The following is a 21504-nucleotide window of genomic DNA, read 5'->3' on the forward strand; positions in this document are numbered from 1 at the left end:
CCCGATAACTCAAGCCTGACGATGAAAGGTATACCGATTCTTCCCGGTATGTTTTGACTCATACAAAGATTCATCGGCCTTGACCAGTGCCTGGTTCAGCGTGTCGCCGTCGAGCACACGGGCCAGGCCGATGCTGATGGTCACCGGGTGGCTGCCGGGGTGCTCGCGCACCACTCGACACAACTCGCCTGCCAGCGCCTCGACGTCTTTATGGCGCACGCCGGCCAGGTAAATCGCGAACTCCTCGCCACCCAGCCGCGCATATTCGTAGTCAGACATCACCGACTTGATGTCCTGGGCGATGCGCTTGAGCACCTCGTCGCCAATGTCATGGCCATAAACGTCGTTGACCTTCTTGAAGTTGTCGATATCGACCATCGCCAGGTAGTGGTCGTTTTCCCGCGGCACAGTGTTCAACTGCTGGTTGGCGCGGGTCATGAACGAGCGGCGATTGGGGATTTCCGTGAGGGTGTCGATGTAGGCCTGGTCCAGCAACAGCTTGGACATGATGAAGTTGTAGAGCTTGGCCTTGCGCAACGTCAGGAAGCTGTAGAGGGTCAGGCCGCAGATGAACGCCGAGTAACTGATGGCCATCACCCCCCTCAGCTCCATGTTTTCGATACCCGTGTTGTAGAAGGGGTTGAGGAACGACCAGGTGATGATCTGCGCGGCAAAGAATGACCAGCGACTCAGCGGCAGTACCGAGGCGGTGAACAGGGTGGTCGACGCCGCCAGCAACAGCCAGGCGGGTTGGTGATCGCCGGACAGGCCGTTGGTCAGCAGTCGCGTGCCGAGAGCCATGGCGAATACAAACAGCAGGTTCAGCTTCTGGAAATGCCGGGCATCGCGGATCAAGTGCAGGATGATGACGAGAATCGAAAAAACACCGACAAACACCAGCGAACGCCAGGTGAATGGCTGTCCGCCGATGAAACTGAGGATCAGGTCGTAGGCAATCCAGACGGCAATGCTGGCGATGTAGATCAGTACGCAAAAGGTGCGTAGCCGATCAAATTCATGCTGGAGAAATTCGGCCTTGAGCTTGGCCGGCGCCGATTTCTTCAGCACTTCATCTTCAATGGTTTTGTACATCGCCGACCTTGCTGCTGTGCTGGTTGTCGAGAATCACCTTACCCCAGGGTCGGTAGCGCAGGGAGAAAACCGACGTCGGGTGGCAACCCGGCGATGCGGTTTGCGGGGGCATCGGTTCGGCACGGAAGGGTTGCCCGGCCGTGCTGGTTTGCCGGAACGCTTCCCTGACGATACCGATGGGGCAGGGCAGTGCATCGGCATAGCCGTTGCGAACCAGCAGTGGCAAGCGCCCGGTGCCGGCGCCGTCCTGCCACCACACCTGGATCCCGGCGTTGGCCAATTCGCCCAGCCACTGGCCATTGACCTGTGGCGCAAGTTTGCCGACGTTGAACACGCTGATGTGCAGCGGCGCGTCGAGCCTGGCGGAAAAGTCCTTGAGCTGGCGTTGCAGCGTTTGCCGGCGATCCAGCGGCAGAAAGTGCAGGTCATCCAGCTCCATGGGCAGGTACCAGCCGCTGACCGGGAGTTTCCACTCTTTGCGCAGTGTCTGCTGGCGGGCCAGCGACTGCCCCAGTTGCGTCTGCCAGTAGGTTGCCAGCCCGGCGCTGTCCAGTTCATTGATGCGCTGGTAATAGGCCGGGTCCATGCGCAGCCCCAGTACCAGATTCAGGCCTTGGGCCCTGGCGAGTTTGAGGCTGCCGGCGAGCCAGCCATTGGCGCCGCCGAAGTCGGAGTCGCCGTAGGCCGTCCATTGCACGATCACCGTGTGCGCGCCCTGGCGGGCGGTGTCCTGCCAGATGCGCAGCCATTGCGCCTGGCTCAGGTTGGCATCGGCATTGAGTGGCTGATAGAAAATCCGCTCGTCGGCATGGGCCGTCACGCCGCCCAGCAGCACGCACAAGGCCAGTAATAGTCGGCTCATCAGAAATTCAACTCCACGCCCAGCAGCACGCCATTGGCGCCTTCATACAGATTGCCGCCCAATGATTGCTGATACTCGGTGCGGACCGTCAGGTGCGCGCGATAGGCGTTGTAGACATTGTCGTTGAACCACCATTGCCAGCGCAGGCCCAGGCCGGTGCGCAGGTCCTGGCGCCAGTCGTTGCTCGGGTCCTGGCTGGCATACTCGAGAAAGCCGTACGGCATGAGCGTTTGTGCGCTGTTGAACGGCAGTTTCCAGGTGTGCCCTTGCTGGAAACGCGACAACCATTGATGGTCGCCGGCCTTGGTCCACCATGCCGCGTCGAGATAGAGAAAACGTTCTTCCCAATCGCTTTCGTCGACGCGCCAGTCGTTGCGATAGCGGTCCTGATCGAGGAACGACGCCGTAGCGCGCAGAAGGTAGTCCGTGGTGGTGTGCCCATCCTCTCGGTGATCCTCGGCCTGATCGTTGACCTTGTCGGGGATCAGCATCTGGCCCAGGCTCAAGCCGTGGTTGTCCTGATCATTGAACTGGCTTTGCTTGTAGACCTCGCCGTAGAAGTTGATGTTGGCCGTACCCCAGGGCTTGTAGCGCAGGCCTACGCCGGTGGCGACGGACTCTGCATAACTGGAGCGACTCTGGCCGCCGAGCAGCACCCGTCCGTAGGCCGACAGCGAACTGCCAGCGCGGCTCGGTTCTTCGCCGAGCGCATGGTCCCACATGGCCAGTTGCACGTTCTGCGAGGTCGTGCGCCGTCGAGTACCGGTGCTTTCGTCGGGCCGCACGAAGTCGTTGGTCGAAACCCCTGCCGGCGACCAGGTACTGGCGAAGGTCAGGGTATCGCGCCGGGACAGGGATTCATGGGCGCGCCGCTGGCGATAGCGCCGGGCTTCCATGCTGCCGTCCTCGTCGTCGGCCGCGACCGGGTTTTGTTCCAGGTCGATCACGCGTTCCAGTTCCTTGCGCGCCGAGGCGCTGTCCTCGACCTCGTCATACCGCCAGGCCAGGGTTTCGCCGAGGCGATAGTCTTCCGGGAAGTCCTGGATGGCGCGTTGCAGGTACGGGATGGCGCGGGCACGTTCAGCCTTGGTCTCGGCACCGGCCAAGCGCACGCCGTAGTCGGCGCGATAACGGGGGTTGGCCGGATCGCGACGCACGGCCTCGGCCAGCCATTCGGTACTTTGTTGCAGCTCGCCGGCCTTTTGCGCCGTGACCGAAGCCGCATAGTAATGCTCGGCATCCGGTACCAGCTGCAGGGCGGAACGCTGGCGTTGCAGTGCGAGCGCGTGATCGCCCCGGGCATCGGCAATCGCCGCGCCCAACGTCCACTCATTGGCACCACGGGTGCGGCTCAGTTGCCAGTAGCGTTCGGCCGTTTGCGTGTCGCCGATGTTCAGGGCGCCGCGGCTGGCAGTGAGGCGGGCATTGTCGCTGAGTTCGGCGTCCGGAATGCTGCGCCAGATGGCCAGGGCACCGGCCGAGTCTCCGGACGCTTCCAGGGCGTAGGCGAGTGGCAGGCGAGTGTTCTGGTCACCCATTTTTTCGGCGGTCTGGTAGTACACCACCGCTTCGCCGGGACGCTCGGGCATTGCACAGCGACCGAGGGCGCGGTAATCACCCGCTGCTTGCGGATGATCGCCAATCGCCTGTTGAACCGCGCCGCACTGGCCGTTTTCCGCCAATTGCGCCAGCAATTGTCCGCGGGTGGCGGGATCGACGCGGTTGAGCAGTGAAGCGATGCGTTGCTGTTGTGCCGCGGTCGGTGTCGATGCGGCATACAACCCCGCCAACCTTTGCAGCAGGGGCGTCGGCAGCTTGCCGCCGTGGCGGTCGTAGGCGTTCTCGAGCAACTGTTGCGCATGTTCCCGCTGGCCGGCTTTCAGCGCCAGGTAGGTCGCCTGATTAAGCGAGTTGAGGTTGCCGGTCTGCTGGTAATGCCGCTCCCAGAATGCCGCCGCTTCGGTATCGTGATCCGATGCCTGGAGCAGTTCAGCGCGACGCTTGACCACGTCGGCGGTCTGCGGCTGGCTGGCGAGGTAGGCCATGATTTTGTCGCTGCGGCCTTCACCCTGCCAGACGTCGAGCAACTGTTCGCGACGTCGCGTGTCCCAAGGCTCTGGCAGACGGGTCTCTTGTAGCAGGTCGGTGGCTTGCAGGCGCTGGGCGAGGACCAGCCACGTTTGCGGATTTTCTTCGGGCTGACAACCTTTCAACTGGGTCAGCGCCGCTTGCGGATCACGGCGCGACAGCCAGTCGGCGGTCTCCAGGCACGGCCGCTGCAACTCGGCGCTCAAGCGTTGCACCGTGGCGCTGTCACCGGTTTGCCGCGCCAGTTCCCACAGACGCTGGCGTTGCGTCGGATCGGCAAGGTCGGCGGGCGGCAGCGATTGCATCCAGCGTTGCGCCTGCTGGGTGTTACCCATGGCGATCGCCCGGTCGATCATAGCCAGGCGAGCCTTGCGCGCGGCCTGCGGACTGGGCGCTGTTAGTAGCAATTGCTGCAAGGGTTGCTCGTCGAGGCGTTGCACGTAGGCGTTGGCCAATCGTTCCCAGCCTTGCGCGTCGAGCTGGTTCTTCGCGGCAAGCGGAGCCAATTGCTCGATGGTGCCGTTCCAGTCGTGCAACTGCTCGGACCAGTTGGCCCGGGCCAGGTGCAGGATGCGTTCATCGCCCTTGGGCGCCAGGTGCGCCAGCCAGTCATGGGCACGCGCCGCGCCGCCGAATTTGGCCAGGCTCAGGCTGTAGGCCTGCCACAAACGGATGCGCTGATTGAGGTTACTGGTGGCGATCCACTGTTCCACCTGGTCGCTGCCGGGCGGGTCCTGTTCGATCCAGGTCAGGCGCAGGTTGAGCAGCGCGTCGCTGTTGGCCGAATTGTCGGGCAACGCCTGCACGGCTTCCTTGTAGCGTCGTTGCCTGGCCAGTGATTGCACCAGCAGCGCCCGCGCTTCATCGTTGTTCGGCACCTTGCTCAGCAGATGACGCATCAACTTTTCGACTTCGCCCCAGTTGCCTTTTTTCGCCTCACGGTAGCTGCGGTCCATGTAGGGATAACTGCGAAACTGCTCGAACTCGGTCAGCGGTTCGGCGTGCACAGCAGTGGCCGAACTCAGGCTCAGCAGCAGGCTGCCCAGTAAAAGGGTGTAGCGGTGGCCGGCTGTCATGCGACCTCCCGGGCAATGCGGTAAGCCGCCTGTTGTTCGCTGGCCTGATCGGCCAGGGCTTGTTCGAGGACTTCCCGAGTGATCATGCCGCGTTCTATCAAGTGTTCGCCCAGTGACATTTTTTCCGCATCGAAATCGATCAACGCCTGATTGAACAGGGTTGGCGGCACCATGCCGCGTACTTGCAACAGATTGCCCAGCAGCACCTGGTGGTGGCTGACGCGCTCGATCAGGTCTTCGTCGTCCTGATGTTGCTCAAGCACCTCGAGCATCCGATGGACTTCTTCGCTTTGACGAGGGCTGGCGTACCAGTAACGGATCCCCAGCGTCACCCGGCCTTGTGGCGCAAGGCGGCAACGCACCGGGCGCTTCAGTTGACGGCTGATGGCGCCGAGGGACACCTGGCTCACCGGGCCTTCGGACGCCAGCACCAGGGTGTCGCCTTCCTCGGCAACCGGCAGCACACCGTAGTGCGTGGCAATCTTGCGGGGTACTGCAGCGATCAGGTGCTGGTCGAGTTTGAACGGATTCAGCGGTGCCCACTCCAGGTCCAGTTGTTCTGCCAGCTCTTGCACAAGCTGCGTGGTGTCGATGTGCCCGCGCAGCAGCAGTTCACGACCCAGGCGCCGACGCACAGGGTTGGTCACCGCCGCTTCCAGCTGCTCTTCGCTCAGCAAACCTTTTTCCACCAGTCGATGCCCGAGCGGGGTGCGCTGGGCCTGGGTCAAGGCGGGGAATTCGTGGGTGGTCTTGTCCCAGGCCACGCGGCGTGAGTCGCCCATCTCCATGACCTGACGCAGCGCGCGCAGGTTGGCGAAGAAGTTGACGAAGTTGCTCCACATCATTCGCGGGGCGGACAGCAGCCCTTCGACCAGACCGTAATAGCGGGTGACGAACCAGCCGCGCTGGAACAACCGATTGAGCAGCATCAGGCCATTGAGCCAGAGCAAGGTCGTCAGCAGCGAACTGCCGGCAAGGATCGACGGATAACGCCAGGCGTTCGGTGAAATCACCGTCACCAGCCACATGGCCAACAGCACCACGAACAGTAGATTGACGAGGAAACTCAACAGGTACGCAATCAAGCCGCGACGGTCGCGCCACAGGAAATAATTGAGCAGGCCCTTGGGGCTCCAGCCGAGGTTCTTGGTGCCCTGGAACACGATGCCGACGATCCAGCGCGACTTCTGCCGGATCGCGTGCTGCAAGTCCCGGGGAAAGTGCTCGCGCACGCAGATCACCTGGGAGAAAGCGCGGTTCATGCCGAACACCCAGGGCTGCTCCAGCGCCAATTTCGGATCGGTCACCGAATAGCGGGCGAAGATGCACTTCATGCCTTTTTGCTTGAGGCGAAAACCGATGTCGTAGTCTTCGGTCAGGCTCTGCACGTCGAAGGCGATACCGTCACCGTCCTCGAGCAGGGCACTGATCGCCTTGCGGCTGAAGCAGGTGCCGACGCCGGCGCTGGGCACTTGCCCGGTCAGCGCTTCGCGCACGATGACGTCCTTGCCGTGGTTCTCGGCGAATTCGTCGACGTAGTGCCCGGCGGTGAAGCCTTTCCATTCCGGCGCGTAGGGGTAGACCGGAATCTGGATCAGGTCCTTGGCCGGCAGCAGGTAGTTGAACAGGCGCAACTCCATGGGCGAAATCACGTCCTCGGCATCGTGCAGGATGAAGCCGGCGAACTGGATCTTTGCATCGCTTTCAAAACGCAGGATGGCGTCGATCACGTTGTTCAGGCAGTCGGCCTTGCTGGTCGGGCCGGGGCGGGCGCATACCACCTTGTGCACGTTGGGATAGTGCAGGCAAACGGCATCGACGTCGGCCTGGGTCTCGGCGTCGTTGGGGTAGGTGCCGACGAAAATCTGGTAGTTCTCGTAATCGATGGTCGAGGCGGCCAGGCGCGCCATTTCACCGACCACGCCGACTTCGTTCCACGCCGGCACCATGATCGCCAGGGGTTTTTCGCCGATGGTGTACAGCCGCTCTTCATCGGCGCGCTCGAATTTTTCATAGATCCGCCAGCGCCGGATCAGTTTGCGGGTCCAGTACACCAGGTCGATGAACAGGTCATCGAGCCCGAGAATGAACATCAGCAGGGCGAGGATAATCGCGAGGTATTTGAGTCCGAACAGCACGTAGGCAAAAAAATCGACCAGCTCCAGGCTCATACGGCTTTTCCCGAGGCCGCGCGATGTTTGAGCCAGACGCCGAGACGATTGGCGATCCGTTCGCTGGCGTGGCCGTCGCCGTACGGGCTATGGATACGGCTCATGCGCTGGAACGTGGCCTGGTCATCGAGCAACAGGCAGGACTCCTTGACGATCCGGTCGGTGTCGGTGCCCACCAGCAGCACCGTTCCGCCTTCGAGCACCGATGGCCGCTCCGTGACATCGCGCAGCACCAGCAGCGGTTTGCCGATGGCCGGGGCTTCCTCCTGGATGCCGCCGGAATCGCTGAGGATGAAGTACGCACGCCCCATCAGCCAGACGAAATGCTGGTAGTCCTGCGGTGCCACCAGATAGATGTTGGGCTTGTCCGACAGCACGCTGTACACCGCGTTTTGCACCTGTGGGTTGAGGTGCACCGGGTAGACGAACTGCACGTCGGGATAGCGCTGGGCGAGGGTGGCCAACGCCAGGCAGATATTGCGGAAGCCACCGCCGAAATTTTCCCGCCGGTGCCCGGTGATCAGCACCATGCGCCGGCTGTCGTCGAGCACGGCAAGTGGCGAGTCACTGGCCGGGTGCCACTGGCTCGCCTGTTGGTGGTCGCGCATCCATACCAGGGCGTCGATCACGGTATTGCCGGTCACTTCGATATTGGCCTTGGGCACACCTTCGCGCAGCAGGTTGTCTTCGCTCTTGGTGGTCGGAGCGAAATGCAGGTCGGCGATAACGCCGGTCAGGTGCCGGTTGGCTTCCTCCGGCCAGGGTGCGCGCAAATTGCCGGTACGCAAGCCGGCCTCGACATGGCCGATGGGTATCTGGCGATTGAAGGCGGCGAGGGCGGCAATGAAACTGGTGGTGGTGTCGCCGTGCACCAGCACGATGTCCGGCTGCACTCGCTCGTAGGCTTTGTCGAGATGCGCCAGCAATTGTTCGGAGAGGCCATTGAGCGTCTGGCCCTGGGTCATCACCTGCAAGTCTTCGTCGACCACCAATTCGAAAGAGTCGAGCACTTGCTTGAGCATTTCCCGGTGCTGGCCGGTGGAGCAGATGTTCAGATCAATACCGGGCCAGTTACGCAGGACCCGAGCCAGCGGCGCCATCTTGATGGCCTCCGGACGTGTGCCGAAAACCATCATGACTTTGAATGACATGAACCCTCCTGGGACTGCGCACGCCGAAGCGACGCGGCTGTTAAGACCGGTTATCACTTGAACATTGAATAAAGCAGTCGGATGGGGGGTTGTCCAATGAACTGCACTGGCTCGCAGGTTCTGCCTGGAATGGGGCAATGGGCGCCCGGTTGTGAACCACATACCCGCCTCTTGTAGCCAACGGTAGCGTCTGCCTGCCCGTGCGTTTGGTAACGCTTTTTTCTGTCTGCACGCATCCCTCTGATTCAAAACAAATTTCAATCCTCCTCACATTCCCCTCACATCCTGTGGCACACTTTCTGCTGTCTATTCCGTTGTTACATACCTGGTTCCGGTATAGCGGAATAAACATCACCCTGGAGTGCTTGCCATGCATCGCCGACCATCCTTGTTCAAAGCGTGTGTTTTTCTTTTCGCAGCTTCAGCCGCTGCCATGGGCGTGGCCCAGGCGGCGGACAGCAAGCTCGACAGCGTTCTGGCCCGCGGCAAACTGATTGTGGGCACCGGCAGCACCAACGCGCCGTGGCACTTCCAGGGCGCGGACGGCAAGTTGCAGGGCTTTGATATCGATATCGGGCACATGATCGCCAAGGGGTTGTTCAACGACCCGACCAAGGTTGAGTACGTGGTGCAGTCGTCCGATGCGCGGATTCCGAACCTGCTGACCGACAAGGTCGACATCAGTTGCCAGTTCATCACCGTGACCGCCAGCCGCGCGCAGCAAGTGGCGTTTACCCTGCCGTACTACCGCGAAGGTGTTGGCCTGTTGTTGCCAGCGAACAGCAAGTACAAGGAAATTGATGACATGAAAGCCGCCGGTGACAGTCTCACCGTGGCGGTGCTGCAAAACGTCTATGCCGAAGAGCTGGTGCACCAGGCGCTGCCCAAGGCCAAGGTCGACCAGTACGACAGCGTGGACCTGATGTACCAGGCCGTGAACTCCGGCCGCGCCGACGCGGCAGCCACCGACCAGTCTTCGGTGAAATACCTGATGGTGCAGAACCCTGGCCGTTATCGCAGCCCGGCCTACGCCTGGAGCCCACAGACCTATGCCTGCGCGGTCAAGCGCGGCGATCAGGACTGGCTGAACTTCGTCAACACCACCCTGCATGAAGCCATGACCGGCGTGGAGTTCCCGACTTACGCGGCGTCGTTCAAGCAGTGGTTCGGCGTAGACCTGCCAAGCCCGGCCATCGGTTTCCCCGTCGAATTCAAATGATCCCGTGAGAGTGGGGCGCCCCTAAGCGCCCCGCTCAAGGTACTGCTGACCATGAACTATCAGTTGAACTTTGCCGCCGTGTGGCGCGATTTCGACACCTTGCTGGCGGGGCTCGGCCTGGGCCTTGAACTGGCCCTGGTGTCGATCGCCATCGGCTGCGTGATCGGCCTGATGATGGCGTTTGCCTTGCTGTCCAGGCATCGCGCATTGCGGGTGCTGGCGTCGGTGTATGTCACGGTGATTCGTAACACGCCGATCCTGGTGTTGATCCTGTTGATCTACTTTGCGTTGCCGAGCCTGGGGATCCGTCTGGACAAGATTCCTTCGTTCATCATCACCCTGTCGCTGTACGCCGGGGCTTACCTGACCGAAGTGTTCCGCGGCGGTTTGCTGAGCATTCCCAAGGGCCAGCGTGAAGCCGGCCTGGCCATTGGTCTGGGCGAGTGGCAGGTCAAGGCCTACGTCACCGTGCCGGTGATGCTGCGCAATGTCTTGCCGGCGCTGTCGAACAACTTCATTTCGCTGTTCAAGGACACCTCGCTGGCGGCCGCGATTGCGGTGCCGGAGCTGACCTACTACGCGCGCAAGATCAATGTCGAGAGTTACCGGGTGATTGAAACCTGGCTGGTGACCACTGCGTTGTATGTCGCGGCCTGTTACCTCATTGCCATGATGCTGCGTTACCTCGAACAGCGTCTGGCGATTCGCCGATAGGAGGCCCCATGTACGAATCTCCCAGTTGGTTGCATGAGTTGTGGGTGGCGCGGGAAGTGCTGTGGCAAGGCTTTCTGACCAGCGTCCAGGTGTCGGTGTTGGCGATTTTGCTCGGTACGCTGCTTGGCGTGGTCACCGGACTGGTGTTGACTTATGGCAAGTTCTGGATGCGTGCGCCGTTTCGTTTTTATGTCGATGTGATTCGCGGCACGCCGGTATTCGTGCTGGTGCTGGCGTGCTTCTACATGGCCCCGGCGCTTGGCTGGCAGATCAGTGCGTTCCAGGCCGGCGCGCTGGGTTTGACGCTGTTCTGCGGCTCCCACGTCGCCGAGATCGTGCGCGGTGCCCTGCAGGCATTGCCGCACGGGCAGATGGAAGCGAGCAAGGCCATCGGCCTGACGTTCTACCAGGCCCTGGGTTATGTGCTGTTGCCCCAGGCGTTGCGGCAGATCCTGCCGACCTGGGTCAACTCGTCCACCGAGATCGTCAAGGCCTCGACCCTGTTGTCGGTGATCGGCGTGGCGGAATTGCTGCTCAGTACCCAGCAGATCATCGCCCGGACCTTCATGACCCTGGAGTTTTACCTGTTCGCCGGTTTCCTGTTCTTCGTCATCAACTACGGCATCGAGTTACTCGGCCGGCACATTGAAAAGCGGGTGGCTTTGCCATGACTCAGACTCAAACCAATGCACAAGACGGCCAACCGTTGCTGGACATTCGCGGCCTGCACAAGCGTTACGACCAGCTCGAAGTGCTCAAGGGTGTCGACCTGACCATGCAACGGGGCAACGTGGTGACGTTGATCGGCTCCAGCGGCTCGGGCAAGACCACATTGCTGCGCTGCGTGAACATGCTCGAAGAGTTCCAGGGCGGGCAGATCCTGCTCGACGGCGAATCCATCGGTTACGACGAGGTCAACGGCAAGCGCATTCGCCACCCGGAAAAGGTCATCGCCCGCCATCGCGCCATGACCGGCATGGCGTTCCAGCAGTTCAACCTGTTCCCGCACCTGACCGCGTTGCAGAACGTCACCCTGGGCCTGCTCAAGGTCAAGAAGCTGCACAAGGACGAGGCGGTGGCCCTGGCCGAAAAATGGCTGGAGCGCGTCGGCCTGCTGGAACGGCGCGATCACTTTCCCGGTCAGTTGTCCGGCGGCCAGCAGCAGCGCGTGGCGATTGCCCGGGCGATTGCGATGAACCCGAGCCTGATGCTGTTCGATGAAGTGACTTCGGCGCTGGACCCGGAACTGGTGGGTGAAGTGTTGAACGTGATCAAGGGCCTGGCCGAAGACGGCATGACGATGCTGCTGGTGACCCACGAAATGCGCTTTGCCTTCGAGGTTTCGGACAAGATCGTCTTCATGAATCAGGGGCGCATCGAAGAGCAGGGGCCTCCCAAGGAACTGTTCGAGCGCCCGCAATCGCCGCGACTGGCGGAATTTCTCAAGAACACGCGTTTTTGATCCTTCAATTTTCAATCAGGAGAAACACTCATGAGCATTACTCGTTACGGCACCGGCAGCGCCGCTGCAGGCGGCACGCCTCGCCCTTTCGCTCGCGCCGTTGAAGCCGATGGCTGGCTGCACGTTTCCGGGCAGGTGCCGGCGGTGGATGGCGAGATCATTACTGGCGGCATTGTCGAACAGACCCACCAGACCATGAAGAACCTGATCGCGATTCTGCAAGAGGCCGGTTACGGCCTGGAAGATGTGGTGCGTGCCGGCGTGTGGCTGGAGGACCCGCGGGATTTCACCAGTTTCAACAAGGTCTTCTCCGAGTACTTCAAACCTGAACACGCCCCGGCGCGGGCCTGTGTGCAGGCGAACATGATGGTCGACTGCAAGGTCGAGATCGACTGCATTGCGTACAAGAAAAAGGCTTGAGATCCGCGGTGAATTCTTCGCGAGCAAGCCCGCTCCCACATTTGGAATGCGTTTCTCTGTGGGAGCGGGCTTGCTCGCGAAGGCGGCCTGACAGTCGCCACCGCTCTCTCGGTAAACTCCCGGCATTATGAATGGGAACCATGAATGGGAACCACTGAAATGACCGAAGACACCATCAAGCGCCGGGCACGCGGCCTGGACCGGGCGTTCGATATCCTCGATTTCCTCAAGGAGATCGGCCAGCCCCTGCGCCCGAACGACATCGCCAACGGCATCGGCAGCCCCAAATCCACGGTCTACGAACTGGTGGCCTCGCTGCTGGAACGGCGGATCCTGGAGCCGGTGGGCACGGACGGTCACGTCTACCTCGGTCGTCAGTTGTACTTTCTCGGCCAGGCCCACTTGCGCCATTTCGACCTGACCCGCGAGGCCGATCATGCCCTGCAGGAAATCGTCAGCCAGACCCATGAAACCGCGCAGATGTGCCTGCTCAACGGGCGCAAATACACCGTCGCCCTGATGAAGGAGGGTGAGCGGCATTTCCGCATTTCCTCGGACATCGGCGAAAACGCGCCCATCCCCTGGACCGCCTCCGGCCGCCTGTTGCTGGCGCACCTGAGCGACCAGGAAATCGTCGACCTGATCGACCACGACGACTTCATCCTGCCCGATGGCGAACGCTTGCCTCTGGAGCAGTTCCTCAAGGAAATCCGTCAGGCCGGAATCGATGGTTTCTTTTCTTTCGATAGCGTCGCCGACACCTTTACCCATTGCTTCGCCGCGCCGGTCAAAGACCCCGGTGGCGTGGCCATCGCGACCCTGTGCATCGTCGCCCCGCGCGCCGATGCGAAGAAAAACTACAACGACTACCGACGGGTGCTGATCGAAAGCGCCAACAGCCTGGCCCGTCGCATCAACGAATAACAGCGGCTGCCTGCGGCCGCGTGAACGAGGAGTTCGACCATGTCTTCTGTTTCCAACACTGCCAACGTGGATAAAGGCGCAGCCCCGACCGGCGCCAGCCTGGTGCGTGACGTCAGCCTGCCGGCGCTGGTGCTGCACCGTGAAGCGCTGGAGCACAACATCCGTTGGATGCAGGCCTTTGTCAGTGACAGCGGCGCCGAATTGGCGCCCCATGGCAAGACCAGCATGACCCCGGCGTTGTTCCGTCGCCAACTGGACGCCGGTGCCTGGGGCATCACCCTGGCCAGCGCCACGCAAACCCGTGCGGCCTACGCCCATGGCGTGCGCCGGGTGCTGATGGCCAACCAGTTGGTCGGCACACCGAACATGGCGCTGATTGCCGACCTGTTGGCCGACCCGACGTTCGACTTCTATTGCATGGTCGATCACCCGGACAACGTCGCCGACCTCGGCGCCTATTTCGCTTCCCGTGGCGTGCGCCTGAACGTGATGATCGAATACGGCGTGGTCGGTGGGCGTTGCGGTTGCCGCAGCGAGCAGGAAGTGCTCGACCTGGCCAAGGCCATCGCCGCACAACCGGCGCTGGCCCTGACCGGCATCGAAGGCTACGAAGGCGTGATCCATGGCGATCACGCCGTGACCGGTATCCGCGATTTCGCCGCGTCGCTGGTGCGCCTGGCGGTGCAATTGCAGGACAGCGGCGCGTTCGCCATTGCCAAGCCGATCATCACTGCGTCGGGTTCGGCCTGGTATGACCTGATTGCCGAGTCCTTCGAAGCCCAGAACGCTGCTGGACGTTTCCTCAGCGTGCTGCGTCCCGGCAGCTACGTGGCCCACGACCATGGTATCTACAAGGAAGCGCAGTGCTGCGTACTCGACCGTCGCAGCGACCTGCACGAAGGCCTGCGTCCGGCGCTGGAAGTGTGGGCGCACGTGCAGTCGTTGCCGGAGCCGGGGTTTGCGGTGATTGCCCTGGGCAAGCGCGACGTGGCCTACGACGCCGGTCTGCCGGTGCCGTTGCTGCGCTACAAGGCGGGCGTGGTACCGGCCAGCGGCGAAGATGTAAGTGCGTGCAAGGTGACCGCGGTCATGGACCAGCATGCGTTCATGACCGTGGCGCCGGGGGTTGACCTGCGGGTGGGCGACATCATTTCGTTCGGCACGTCGCACCCGTGCCTGACGTTCGACAAGTGGCGTGTCGGCTGTCTGGTGGATGAGCAACTGAACGTCATCGAGACCATGGAAACCTGTTTTTAAGACTTCAGACCGAGGCGCTCCCTTCGCGAGCAAGCCCGCTCCCACAGGGTTTTGTGTACACCGAAGATCCAATGTGGGAGCGGGCTTGCTCGCGAAGAGGCCCTACCAGACAAAAAGAGAAACCCGCGTATGAACACCATCAACACCCTCGGCCCCGACACCCCGCGCATCGCCCTGATCGGCGAATGCATGATCGAGTTGCAGCATCGCGCCGACGGCAGCCTGCAACAGAGCTTCGGTGGCGACACCTTGAACACGGCGGTGTACCTGTCCCGGGAACTGGGCGAGGACGGCGCCGTGGACTACGTCACCGCCCTGGGCGATGACAGTTTCAGCGACGCCATGTGCCAGGGTTGGGCCGCGGAAAACATCGGGCTCGGCATGGTCCAGCGCCTGCCCGGACGCCTGCCGGGTTTGTATTGCATCCAGACGGACGCGGCCGGCGAGCGGCGCTTTCTGTACTGGCGTAATGAAGCGGCGGTACGCGATTGCTTCACTACGCCAGCCGCGGCGCCGATCCTCGCGGCGCTGCCGGATTACGATGTGCTGTACTTCAGCGGCATCACCCTGGCGGTACTCGGCGTGCAAGGCCGGGAAAAACTGCTGGAGACCCTGATCGAAGCCCGCCAGCGCGATGCGCGGATTGTGTTCGACAACAACTACCGGCCACGGCTGTGGGCATCGGTCGAGGACGCCCGGGCGGCGTATCGCAGCGTACTGCCGCATGTCGACATGGCGTTGCTGACGGTGGATGACGAACAGGCGTTGTTTGGTTTTGCCGACTGTGAGGCAGTGTTTGCCGCGTATGAGCAGATCGGTACGCCGGAAGTGGTGCTCAAGCGCGGCGCACAAGCGTGCCTGATTCGATGTGCTGGCGAGTCGTTCGAAGTGCCGGCGCAGAAGGTTGAGCGGGTGGTGGACACCACGGCGGCGGGGGATTCGTTCAGTGCGGCGTACCTGGCTTCGCGGCTCAAGGGTGGCAGCCCCGAAGAAGCTGCCGAGGCCGGGCATCGGTTGGCGAGCCGGGTGATTCAGGTGCCGGGGGCGCTGATCCCCAGGGATTAACGCGAATCCTGTGGCGAGGGGGCTTGCCCCCGTTGGGCTGCGAAGCAGCCCCAAAACCTGCCGACCAGGTTTGTCTGACATACCGAGTGCAGCGATTTTACGACTGCTGCGCAGCCCAACGGGGGCAAGCCCCCTCGCCACAGGGGTCTGATCAAACCCTCAATCCCGGTAAAACACCTGCACCAGGTGATAACCGAATTTGCTCTTGATCGGCCCATGCACCACCCGCAGTGGTTTCTTGAAGATCACCGCATCGATCACGCCAACCATCTGCCCCGGACGTACTTCGCCGAGGTCGCCGCCGCGCTTGCCCGAGGGGCAGGTCGAGTACTTCTTGGCCAGCACATCGAACGCTTCGCCCTTGGCGATGCGTTGTTTGAGCTGCTCGGCTTCTTCCGAGGTTTTCACCAGAATATGGCGGGCTTGAGCTTTCATGGGGCAGTTACCTTGCAACGGTAGTGACAACGAGGCGCGCGATTATGCCTCAACTCAGTTCGGTTGACTGATCATCGTGCGAATCTTGTTGGCCAGCAGGTCGATGGAAAACGGTTTAGCCACCATGTCCATGCCTTCTTCAAGGAAACCCTGGCGCTCGGCGGCGATTTGCGCATAACCGGTCATGAACAGTACTTTCAGTTCCGGACGATGCTGGCGGGCGATTTCCGCCAGTTGTCGACCGTTCATGCCCGGCAGCCCCACGTCGGTCACCAGCAGGTCCACCCTCAGGTCCGACTCCAGCACCGGCAGGGCGCCCTTGGCGTCTTCGGCTTCATGGGCGCGGTAACCCAGTTCCTTGAGCAGGTCCATTACCAGCATGCGCACCGCGGCATCGTCCTCGACCAGCATCACGGTTTCACCGGCAATCGCCGCCGGTGCCTCACCGACGATGGGTGACAGGACGTTGTCCGGCTCGGTCGAATGCAGGCGCGGCAGGTACAAACGCACGCTGGTGCCCCGTCCAGGCAAGCTGAACAAGCTGACGTGGCCCCCCGATTGCTGGGCAAATCCGTAAATCATCGACAAGCCCAGACCGGTGCCCTGGCCGATGGGCTTGGTGGTGAAGAACGGATCGAATGCCTTAGCCAGCACAGAAGGGGTCATGCCGGTGCCGTTGTCACTCACCGAAATCATCACGTAGTCGCCGGCCTTGACCGGTTCCAGGGTCGTGATGTCGTTGCCGTCGAGGTAGACGTTGGCCGTTTCGATCTGCAGCTCGCCGCCATCGGGCATGGCGTCCCGGGCGTTGATCACCAGGTTGAGCAAGGCGTTTTCCAGCTGACTGAGGTCGGTGCTGACCCGCCAGATGTTCTCGGCCAGTTGCAGTTTGAGTGCGATGTGGTCGCCCTTGGTGCGACTGAACAGGTCTTCGAGCGAGTGAATCAAGTCGTTGGGGTTCAGCGGCTTGCGGTTGAGCGATTGGCGCCGGGAGAACGCCAGCAAGCGATGGGTGAGGGCGGCGGCGCGGTTGGCCGAGGACACTGCTGCCTCGGTGAATCGGCTGATCTCGTTGGCGCGACCGTCGGCGATGTAGCGTTGCATCAGGTCGAGGCTGCCAATGATGCCGGTGAGCATGTTGTTGAAGTCATGGGCGATGCCGCCGGTAAGTTGGCCGACTGCCTCCATTTTCTGCGCATGGCGCAAGGCGTCCTCGGCACGCTCACGCTCGAACATCTCGTTTTGCAAACGCTCGTTGGCCTCGGCCAATTGGCGGGTGCGCGCGGCAACCCGTTCCTCAAGGGTTTCGTTGAGGTTGCGCAGGGCTTCTTCGGTCTTTTTGCGTTCGGTTTCGTCGATCACGAAGATGTAGAAACCGTTCACCGCACCGTCTGGACCGTGGCGTGGCAGGTAGTTCATAAGGGCCTGACGGATGCTGCCGTCGCGATGGGGCGTGCTGATGCTGAAACAGCAGGGCCGGCCGGACAGCGCCTCGGTGATGTACGGCGCGCGCAACGCATAGGCTTCTTCGCCAAGCACTTCAAGAATGGTTCGCCCGTAAAGCTCTTGCGGTGTCAGCCCGTACCAGTCGAGGTACGCCGCATTGTTCAGGCGAAAACGTTCTTCGCGGTCGACGTAGCTGATCAGGATCGGCATGGCGTTGATGACCAGTTGCAGTTCGGTCTGGCTCTGGCGCAGGGCCTGTTCGGTGTGTTTGCGCTCGGTGAGGTCCAGGGCGGCACCGAGGAAACGCATCGGCCGGCCGTGGTGGTCCTTGTAGCAGCGGCCGCGGGCAAACACCCAGCGCATCTGGCCATCAGTTTGCAGCAGGCGATATTCCTCGGCGTATTCGCTGCCATGGGTGATGCAGTGTTTGATGCTGCGGGCGATCAGGGCGCGGTCTTCGGGGTGTACGCCGTGCAGGTACTCGCTGATCGGCAACTGGCTGGCCATGGCCGGGTCGATGCCGTGCAGTTGGGCAAAATGCGCATCGGCGATGAAACGGTCCTCGCTGATGTCCCAGTCCCAGGTGCCGACCGCATCGGTGGCGGCGAGGGCCAGTTGCAGGCGCTCCTCGGTTTCACGCTGGGCCTTGAGGCTGGCCGCCGAGCGCTGTTCGAGTTCGAGGGCGATGCGCCGGCGCTCGTTGGTTTCGATGGCGGTAACCAGGATCCCGGCCACTTCGGCACTTTCGTCGCGGATCGGGCTGTAGGTCAAGTCGAGCCAGAAGTCGGAATCGCGGCCTTCACGTTGCAGGGTAAAGCGCTGCTCGCTGTAGGTCCGCACCTGGCCTTGCAAGACGGCGCTGTAGATCGGGTCGGTAAAGTCTTTCAACTCCGGCCAGATCAGGTGTGTCGGTTGTCCGAAAGCGTGCGGATGTTTGCTTCCGGCGAGCAGGGCGAAGCCATCGTTGTAGATCTGCGTCAGTTGCGGACCCCACAGCAGCAACATCGGCATCGGTGAGTGAATCACGATGTCCACGGCGGTTCGCAGGCTCTGTGGCCAAGTGCTGGCCGCGCCCAGCGGGCTGCTTGCCCAGTCGATTCGGGCGATCAAGGCCTGGGCTTCGCTGGCGGTGGGTGTCGCGTTCATCAAGGAGTCCTGGGCCTGAGTCGATTTGGCTGGCATCTATTCTTGCACAGGTGAAAGGCACAGGTTGATTCGAAGGCTTGAGCGGTTACTGTGGGAGCGGGCTTGCTCGCGAAAGCGTCAGGTCAGTCAACGAAGATGTCCACAGAGACGCCCTCTTCGCGAGCAAGCCCCACAGGTTTTTGCGCTGCTTCAGGACTGCAGTTCGGGCCTGTTTTGGTACTGCTCCAGCGCCTCGGGATTGGCCAGCGCATCGGTGTTCTTCACCGGCTGCCCATGCACCACATTGCGTACCGCCAGCTCGACGACCTTGCCGCTGATGGTCCGGGGAATGTCGGTCACTGCAACAATTTTCGCCGGAACATGACGCGGCGTGGTGTTGGCGCGAATGGTCTGGCGGATCTGCTGTTGCAGCGCCTCGTCCAGTTCGAGCCCGTCGCGCAGGCGGACGAACAGCACCACTCGCACGTCGTCCTGCCACTGCTGACCGATGGCCACGCTGTCGAGCACCTGTGGAATTTTTTCCACCTGGCGATAGATTTCCGCCGTGCCGATGCGCACGCCGCCGGGGTTGAGCACGGCATCCGAGCGGCCGTGGATCATCATCGCGCCATGGCGCAATTGTTCCGCGTAGTCGCCCTGAGCCCAGACACCGGGGAACAGGCTGAAATAGGATTGGCGCAGCTTTTCACCATCGGCATCGTTCCACAGACCCACGGGCATCGCCGGGAAATGGCGGGTGCAGACCAGCTCACCTTTTTCGCCGATCACCGGTTGGCCTTCGTCGTTCCACACTTCGACGGCCATGCCCAGGCTCTTGCCCATGATTTCGCCACGCCTGACCTGCGACATCGGGTTGCCGTTGACGAAGCACGAGACGATGTCGGTGCCGCCGGACATCGAGGCCAGGCACACGTCAGCCTTGAAGTCGCGATAGACAAAGTCGTAACTCTGCGGCGACAGCGCCGAGCCGGTGCACAGCAAGGTCTTGAGGCTGCCCAGGTCATGGCTGTCACGCGGCTTGATGCCGCTGCTTTCCAGGGTCGCGAGGTATTTCGGGCTGGTACCGAAGACGTTGATGCCTTCGTCGTCGATCAGGTCGATCAAGCGTTGCGGGTCGGGGTGGAACGGCGAGCCGTCGTACAGCACCACGGAGCTGCCTGTCGCCAGCGCCGACACCAGCCAGTTCCACATCATCCAGCCGCAGGTGGTGTAGTAGAACAACCGCTCACCGGGGCCGAGATCGCCATGCAGGCCGTGTTCCTTGACGTGTTGCAGCAACACGCCGCCAGTGCTGTGGATGATGCATTTGGGCACGCCGGTGGTGCCGCTGGAATAGAGGATGTACAGCGGATGGGCGAAGGGCACCGGGACGAAATCCGGTTCGCCGCCCGGTTCGTAGAAATCGTCCCAAAGCGTCACGTTGGCCTGGGTGTGGAAGTGTTCGATGTGCGCCTGTGGGCGTGCGTAAGGCACGACGATCAGCTGTTGCAGCGAAGGCAGGCGCTGGAGGATCTCGTTGACCTTGGTGGTCTGGTCGATCTCTTTGCCGGCATAGCGGTAACCGGCGCAGGTCACCAGCACTTTCGGTTCGATCTGGCCGAAACGGTCAACCACCCCCTGGGTGCCGAAGTCCGGCGAAGAACAGGACCAGATGGCGCCAAGGCTGGTGGTGGCGAGCATGGCCACCAGGGTTTGCCAGGTGTTGGGCATGCACGCGGCGACCCGGTCGCCAACCCCGACACCGGCCGCTACCAGACCGTTTTGAAAGCCGGCGACATGTTCGGCGAGTTCGCCCCAGGTCAAATGTTCACGCTGACCGTTTTCGCCAACGGCGACCACGGCGATGGCATCATCGCGGCGCTGCAGCAGGTGTTCGGCAAAGTTCAGCGTTGCGCCGGGGAACCACTGGGCGCTGGGCATCTGCGGGCCTTCGAGCAGCACGGCGTCGGGTTGTTCATGGAAGCGGATGTCGAAAAAATCGACAATGGCCTGCCAGAAATCCGTGCGCTGATCGATGGACCACTGGTGCAGGGCCGGGTAGTCGTCGATCTTGAGGTGGTGACGCTGATTGATGAAGCGCCGGAAGGCCTCCATGCGGGTCTTGCCAATACGCTTGGCGTCGGGTTGCCAGAGGATGTCGGACATGGTTTGCCTCTTCTTTTTTATACCTTCACACAGGCTGATGTGGAGCAAATGGCAATTACTGCGCCAGCCAACCACCATCAACATTCCACGCCGCGCCACGCACCTGGCTGCCAGCTTCGCTGCACAAAAACAGCACCAGTTCACCCAGTTGCGGCGGTGTCACGAACTCCAGGGACGGCTGCTTTTCAGCGAGTAAATCATGCTGCGCCTGCTGCGGATCAACCCCGCTGGCGGCACGATCATCGATCTGTTTTTGCACCAGTGGCGTCAATACCCAGCCCGGGCAGATCGCGTTGCAGGTGACCTGGGTGGTCGCGGTTTCCAGCGCGACCACTTTGGTCAAGCCGATCACCCCGTGCTTGGCGGCGACATAGGCTGACTTGCCCACCGAGCCCACCAGGCCGTGCACCGAGGCAATGTTGATCACCCGGCCCCAACCCTTGGCGCGCATGCCCGGCAGGCTCAAGCGGGTGCTGTGGAACACCGACGACAGGTTGATCGCGATGATCGAATCCCAGCGCTCCACCGGGAACTCATCCACCGCTGCCACGTGTTGAATGCCGGCGTTGTTGACCAGGATGTCGACGCCGCCGAACTCGCGCTCGGCGTAGGCGATCATGTCGGCAATCTGCGCCGGATCGCTGACATCGGCCGGGTGATGGCCGACCTTGCCGCCGAACTGCTCCACGTCGGCGATGACTTTGGACGCATCGCCAAAGCCATTGAGGATCAGGTTGGCTCCCGCCTTGGCCAGGCTGAGGGCGATCCCCAGGCCGATGCCGCTGGTGGAACCGGTGACCAGTGCGGTCTTGCCCGAAAGAGTCGTCATGA

The 21504-nt window shown here is 61.9% G+C and carries 17 protein-coding genes; 8 read left to right on the top strand and 9 right to left on the bottom strand.

Translation table 11 applies throughout. The features are described from left to right. Positions 1-9 precede the first annotated feature (9 nt). From KGA88_RS15260 to wecB, 5 genes are read right to left on the bottom strand one after another with little or no spacing between them, the layout of a single operon-like run. Positions 10-1092, bottom strand: coding sequence for a GGDEF domain-containing protein (locus tag KGA88_RS15260; protein WP_223592264.1), 1083 nt, complete (start codon positions 1090-1092; stop codon positions 10-12). Then, the gene (locus KGA88_RS15265; RefSeq protein ID WP_223592266.1) at positions 1076-1954 is read right to left on the bottom strand and encodes a DUF4434 family protein; all 879 of its coding nucleotides are present in this window, start codon (positions 1952-1954) and stop codon (positions 1076-1078) included. The genes KGA88_RS15260 and KGA88_RS15265 overlap by 17 nt, the downstream gene beginning before the upstream one ends. Next, positions 1954-5118: an NfrA family protein gene (locus KGA88_RS15270; RefSeq protein ID WP_223592268.1), complete on the bottom strand. Its 3165-nt coding sequence runs from the start codon at positions 5116-5118 to the stop codon at positions 1954-1956. The genes KGA88_RS15265 and KGA88_RS15270 overlap by 1 nt, the downstream gene beginning before the upstream one ends. Further along, positions 5115-7289, bottom strand: a complete 2175-nt coding sequence (gene nrfB, locus KGA88_RS15275) for a cyclic di-3',5'-guanylate-activated glycosyltransferase NrfB (RefSeq protein ID WP_110657576.1) — start codon at positions 7287-7289, stop codon at positions 5115-5117. The genes KGA88_RS15270 and nrfB overlap by 4 nt, the downstream gene beginning before the upstream one ends. Next, entirely contained in the window at positions 7286-8440 is a 1155-nt protein-coding gene (wecB, locus tag KGA88_RS15280) for a non-hydrolyzing UDP-N-acetylglucosamine 2-epimerase (protein ID WP_110657574.1), read from the bottom strand. The genes nrfB and wecB overlap by 4 nt, the downstream gene beginning before the upstream one ends. Before the next feature lie 370 nt (positions 8441-8810). Between wecB and KGA88_RS15285 the strand changes: the two genes are divergently transcribed. The 8 genes from KGA88_RS15285 to KGA88_RS15320 all read left to right on the top strand — a co-directional run bounded on the left by KGA88_RS15285 (position 8811) and on the right by KGA88_RS15320 (position 15501). Further along, on the top strand, positions 8811-9659 hold the full coding sequence (locus tag KGA88_RS15285) for a transporter substrate-binding domain-containing protein (protein WP_223592270.1): 849 nt from the start codon (positions 8811-8813) through the stop codon (positions 9657-9659). Between the two features lie 51 nt (positions 9660-9710). Continuing rightward, positions 9711-10373, top strand: a complete 663-nt coding sequence (locus KGA88_RS15290; RefSeq protein ID WP_033063194.1) for an amino acid ABC transporter permease — start codon at positions 9711-9713, stop codon at positions 10371-10373. A gap of 8 nt (positions 10374-10381) precedes the next feature. After that, positions 10382-11044, top strand: a complete 663-nt coding sequence (locus KGA88_RS15295) for an amino acid ABC transporter permease (protein WP_110657570.1) — start codon at positions 10382-10384, stop codon at positions 11042-11044. Further along, positions 11041-11835, top strand: a complete 795-nt coding sequence (locus KGA88_RS15300; protein WP_110657568.1) for an amino acid ABC transporter ATP-binding protein — start codon at positions 11041-11043, stop codon at positions 11833-11835. The genes KGA88_RS15295 and KGA88_RS15300 overlap by 4 nt, the downstream gene beginning before the upstream one ends. Positions 11836-11865: 30 nt before the next feature. Then, positions 11866-12255: a RidA family protein gene (locus tag KGA88_RS15305; RefSeq protein WP_034147161.1), complete on the top strand. Its 390-nt coding sequence runs from the start codon at positions 11866-11868 to the stop codon at positions 12253-12255. Between the two features lie 159 nt (positions 12256-12414). Next, positions 12415-13179, top strand: a complete 765-nt coding sequence (locus tag KGA88_RS15310; protein ID WP_110657589.1) for an IclR family transcriptional regulator — start codon at positions 12415-12417, stop codon at positions 13177-13179. A gap of 39 nt (positions 13180-13218) precedes the next feature. Beyond that, complete coding sequence (locus tag KGA88_RS15315; RefSeq protein ID WP_223592272.1) at positions 13219-14436, top strand: amino acid deaminase; 1218 nt, start codon at positions 13219-13221, stop codon at positions 14434-14436. Positions 14437-14565: 129 nt separating this feature from the next. Beyond that, positions 14566-15501 carry a sugar kinase gene (locus KGA88_RS15320; protein WP_223592274.1) on the top strand — a complete coding sequence of 312 codons (936 nt, stop codon included), beginning with the start codon at positions 14566-14568 and terminating at the stop codon, positions 15499-15501. 159 nt (positions 15502-15660) lie between these two features. Here the strand turns inward: KGA88_RS15320 and KGA88_RS15325 are convergent, their stop codons facing one another. From KGA88_RS15325 to KGA88_RS15340, 4 genes are all read right to left on the bottom strand, one after another. After that, a complete protein-coding gene (locus tag KGA88_RS15325) occupies positions 15661-15936 on the bottom strand; it encodes a peptidylprolyl isomerase (protein ID WP_007898282.1) in 276 nt (91 codons plus the stop codon). A 54-nt stretch (positions 15937-15990) separates the two neighbouring features. Beyond that, entirely contained in the window at positions 15991-18528 is a 2538-nt protein-coding gene (locus KGA88_RS15330; protein ID WP_223592275.1) for a PAS domain-containing sensor histidine kinase, read from the bottom strand. Between the two features lie 189 nt (positions 18529-18717). After that, complete coding sequence (locus tag KGA88_RS15335) at positions 18718-20673, bottom strand: acetoacetate--CoA ligase (RefSeq protein ID WP_223592276.1); 1956 nt, start codon at positions 20671-20673, stop codon at positions 18718-18720. 55 nt (positions 20674-20728) lie between these two features. Further along, positions 20729-21502: a 3-hydroxybutyrate dehydrogenase gene (locus KGA88_RS15340; RefSeq protein ID WP_110662403.1), complete on the bottom strand. Its 774-nt coding sequence runs from the start codon at positions 21500-21502 to the stop codon at positions 20729-20731. Positions 21503-21504: the final 2 nt, after the last annotated feature.

Source organism: Pseudomonas sp. A-R-19, assembly GCF_019956575.1.
In the GTDB taxonomy this organism is placed as follows: domain Bacteria; phylum Pseudomonadota; class Gammaproteobacteria; order Pseudomonadales; family Pseudomonadaceae; genus Aquipseudomonas.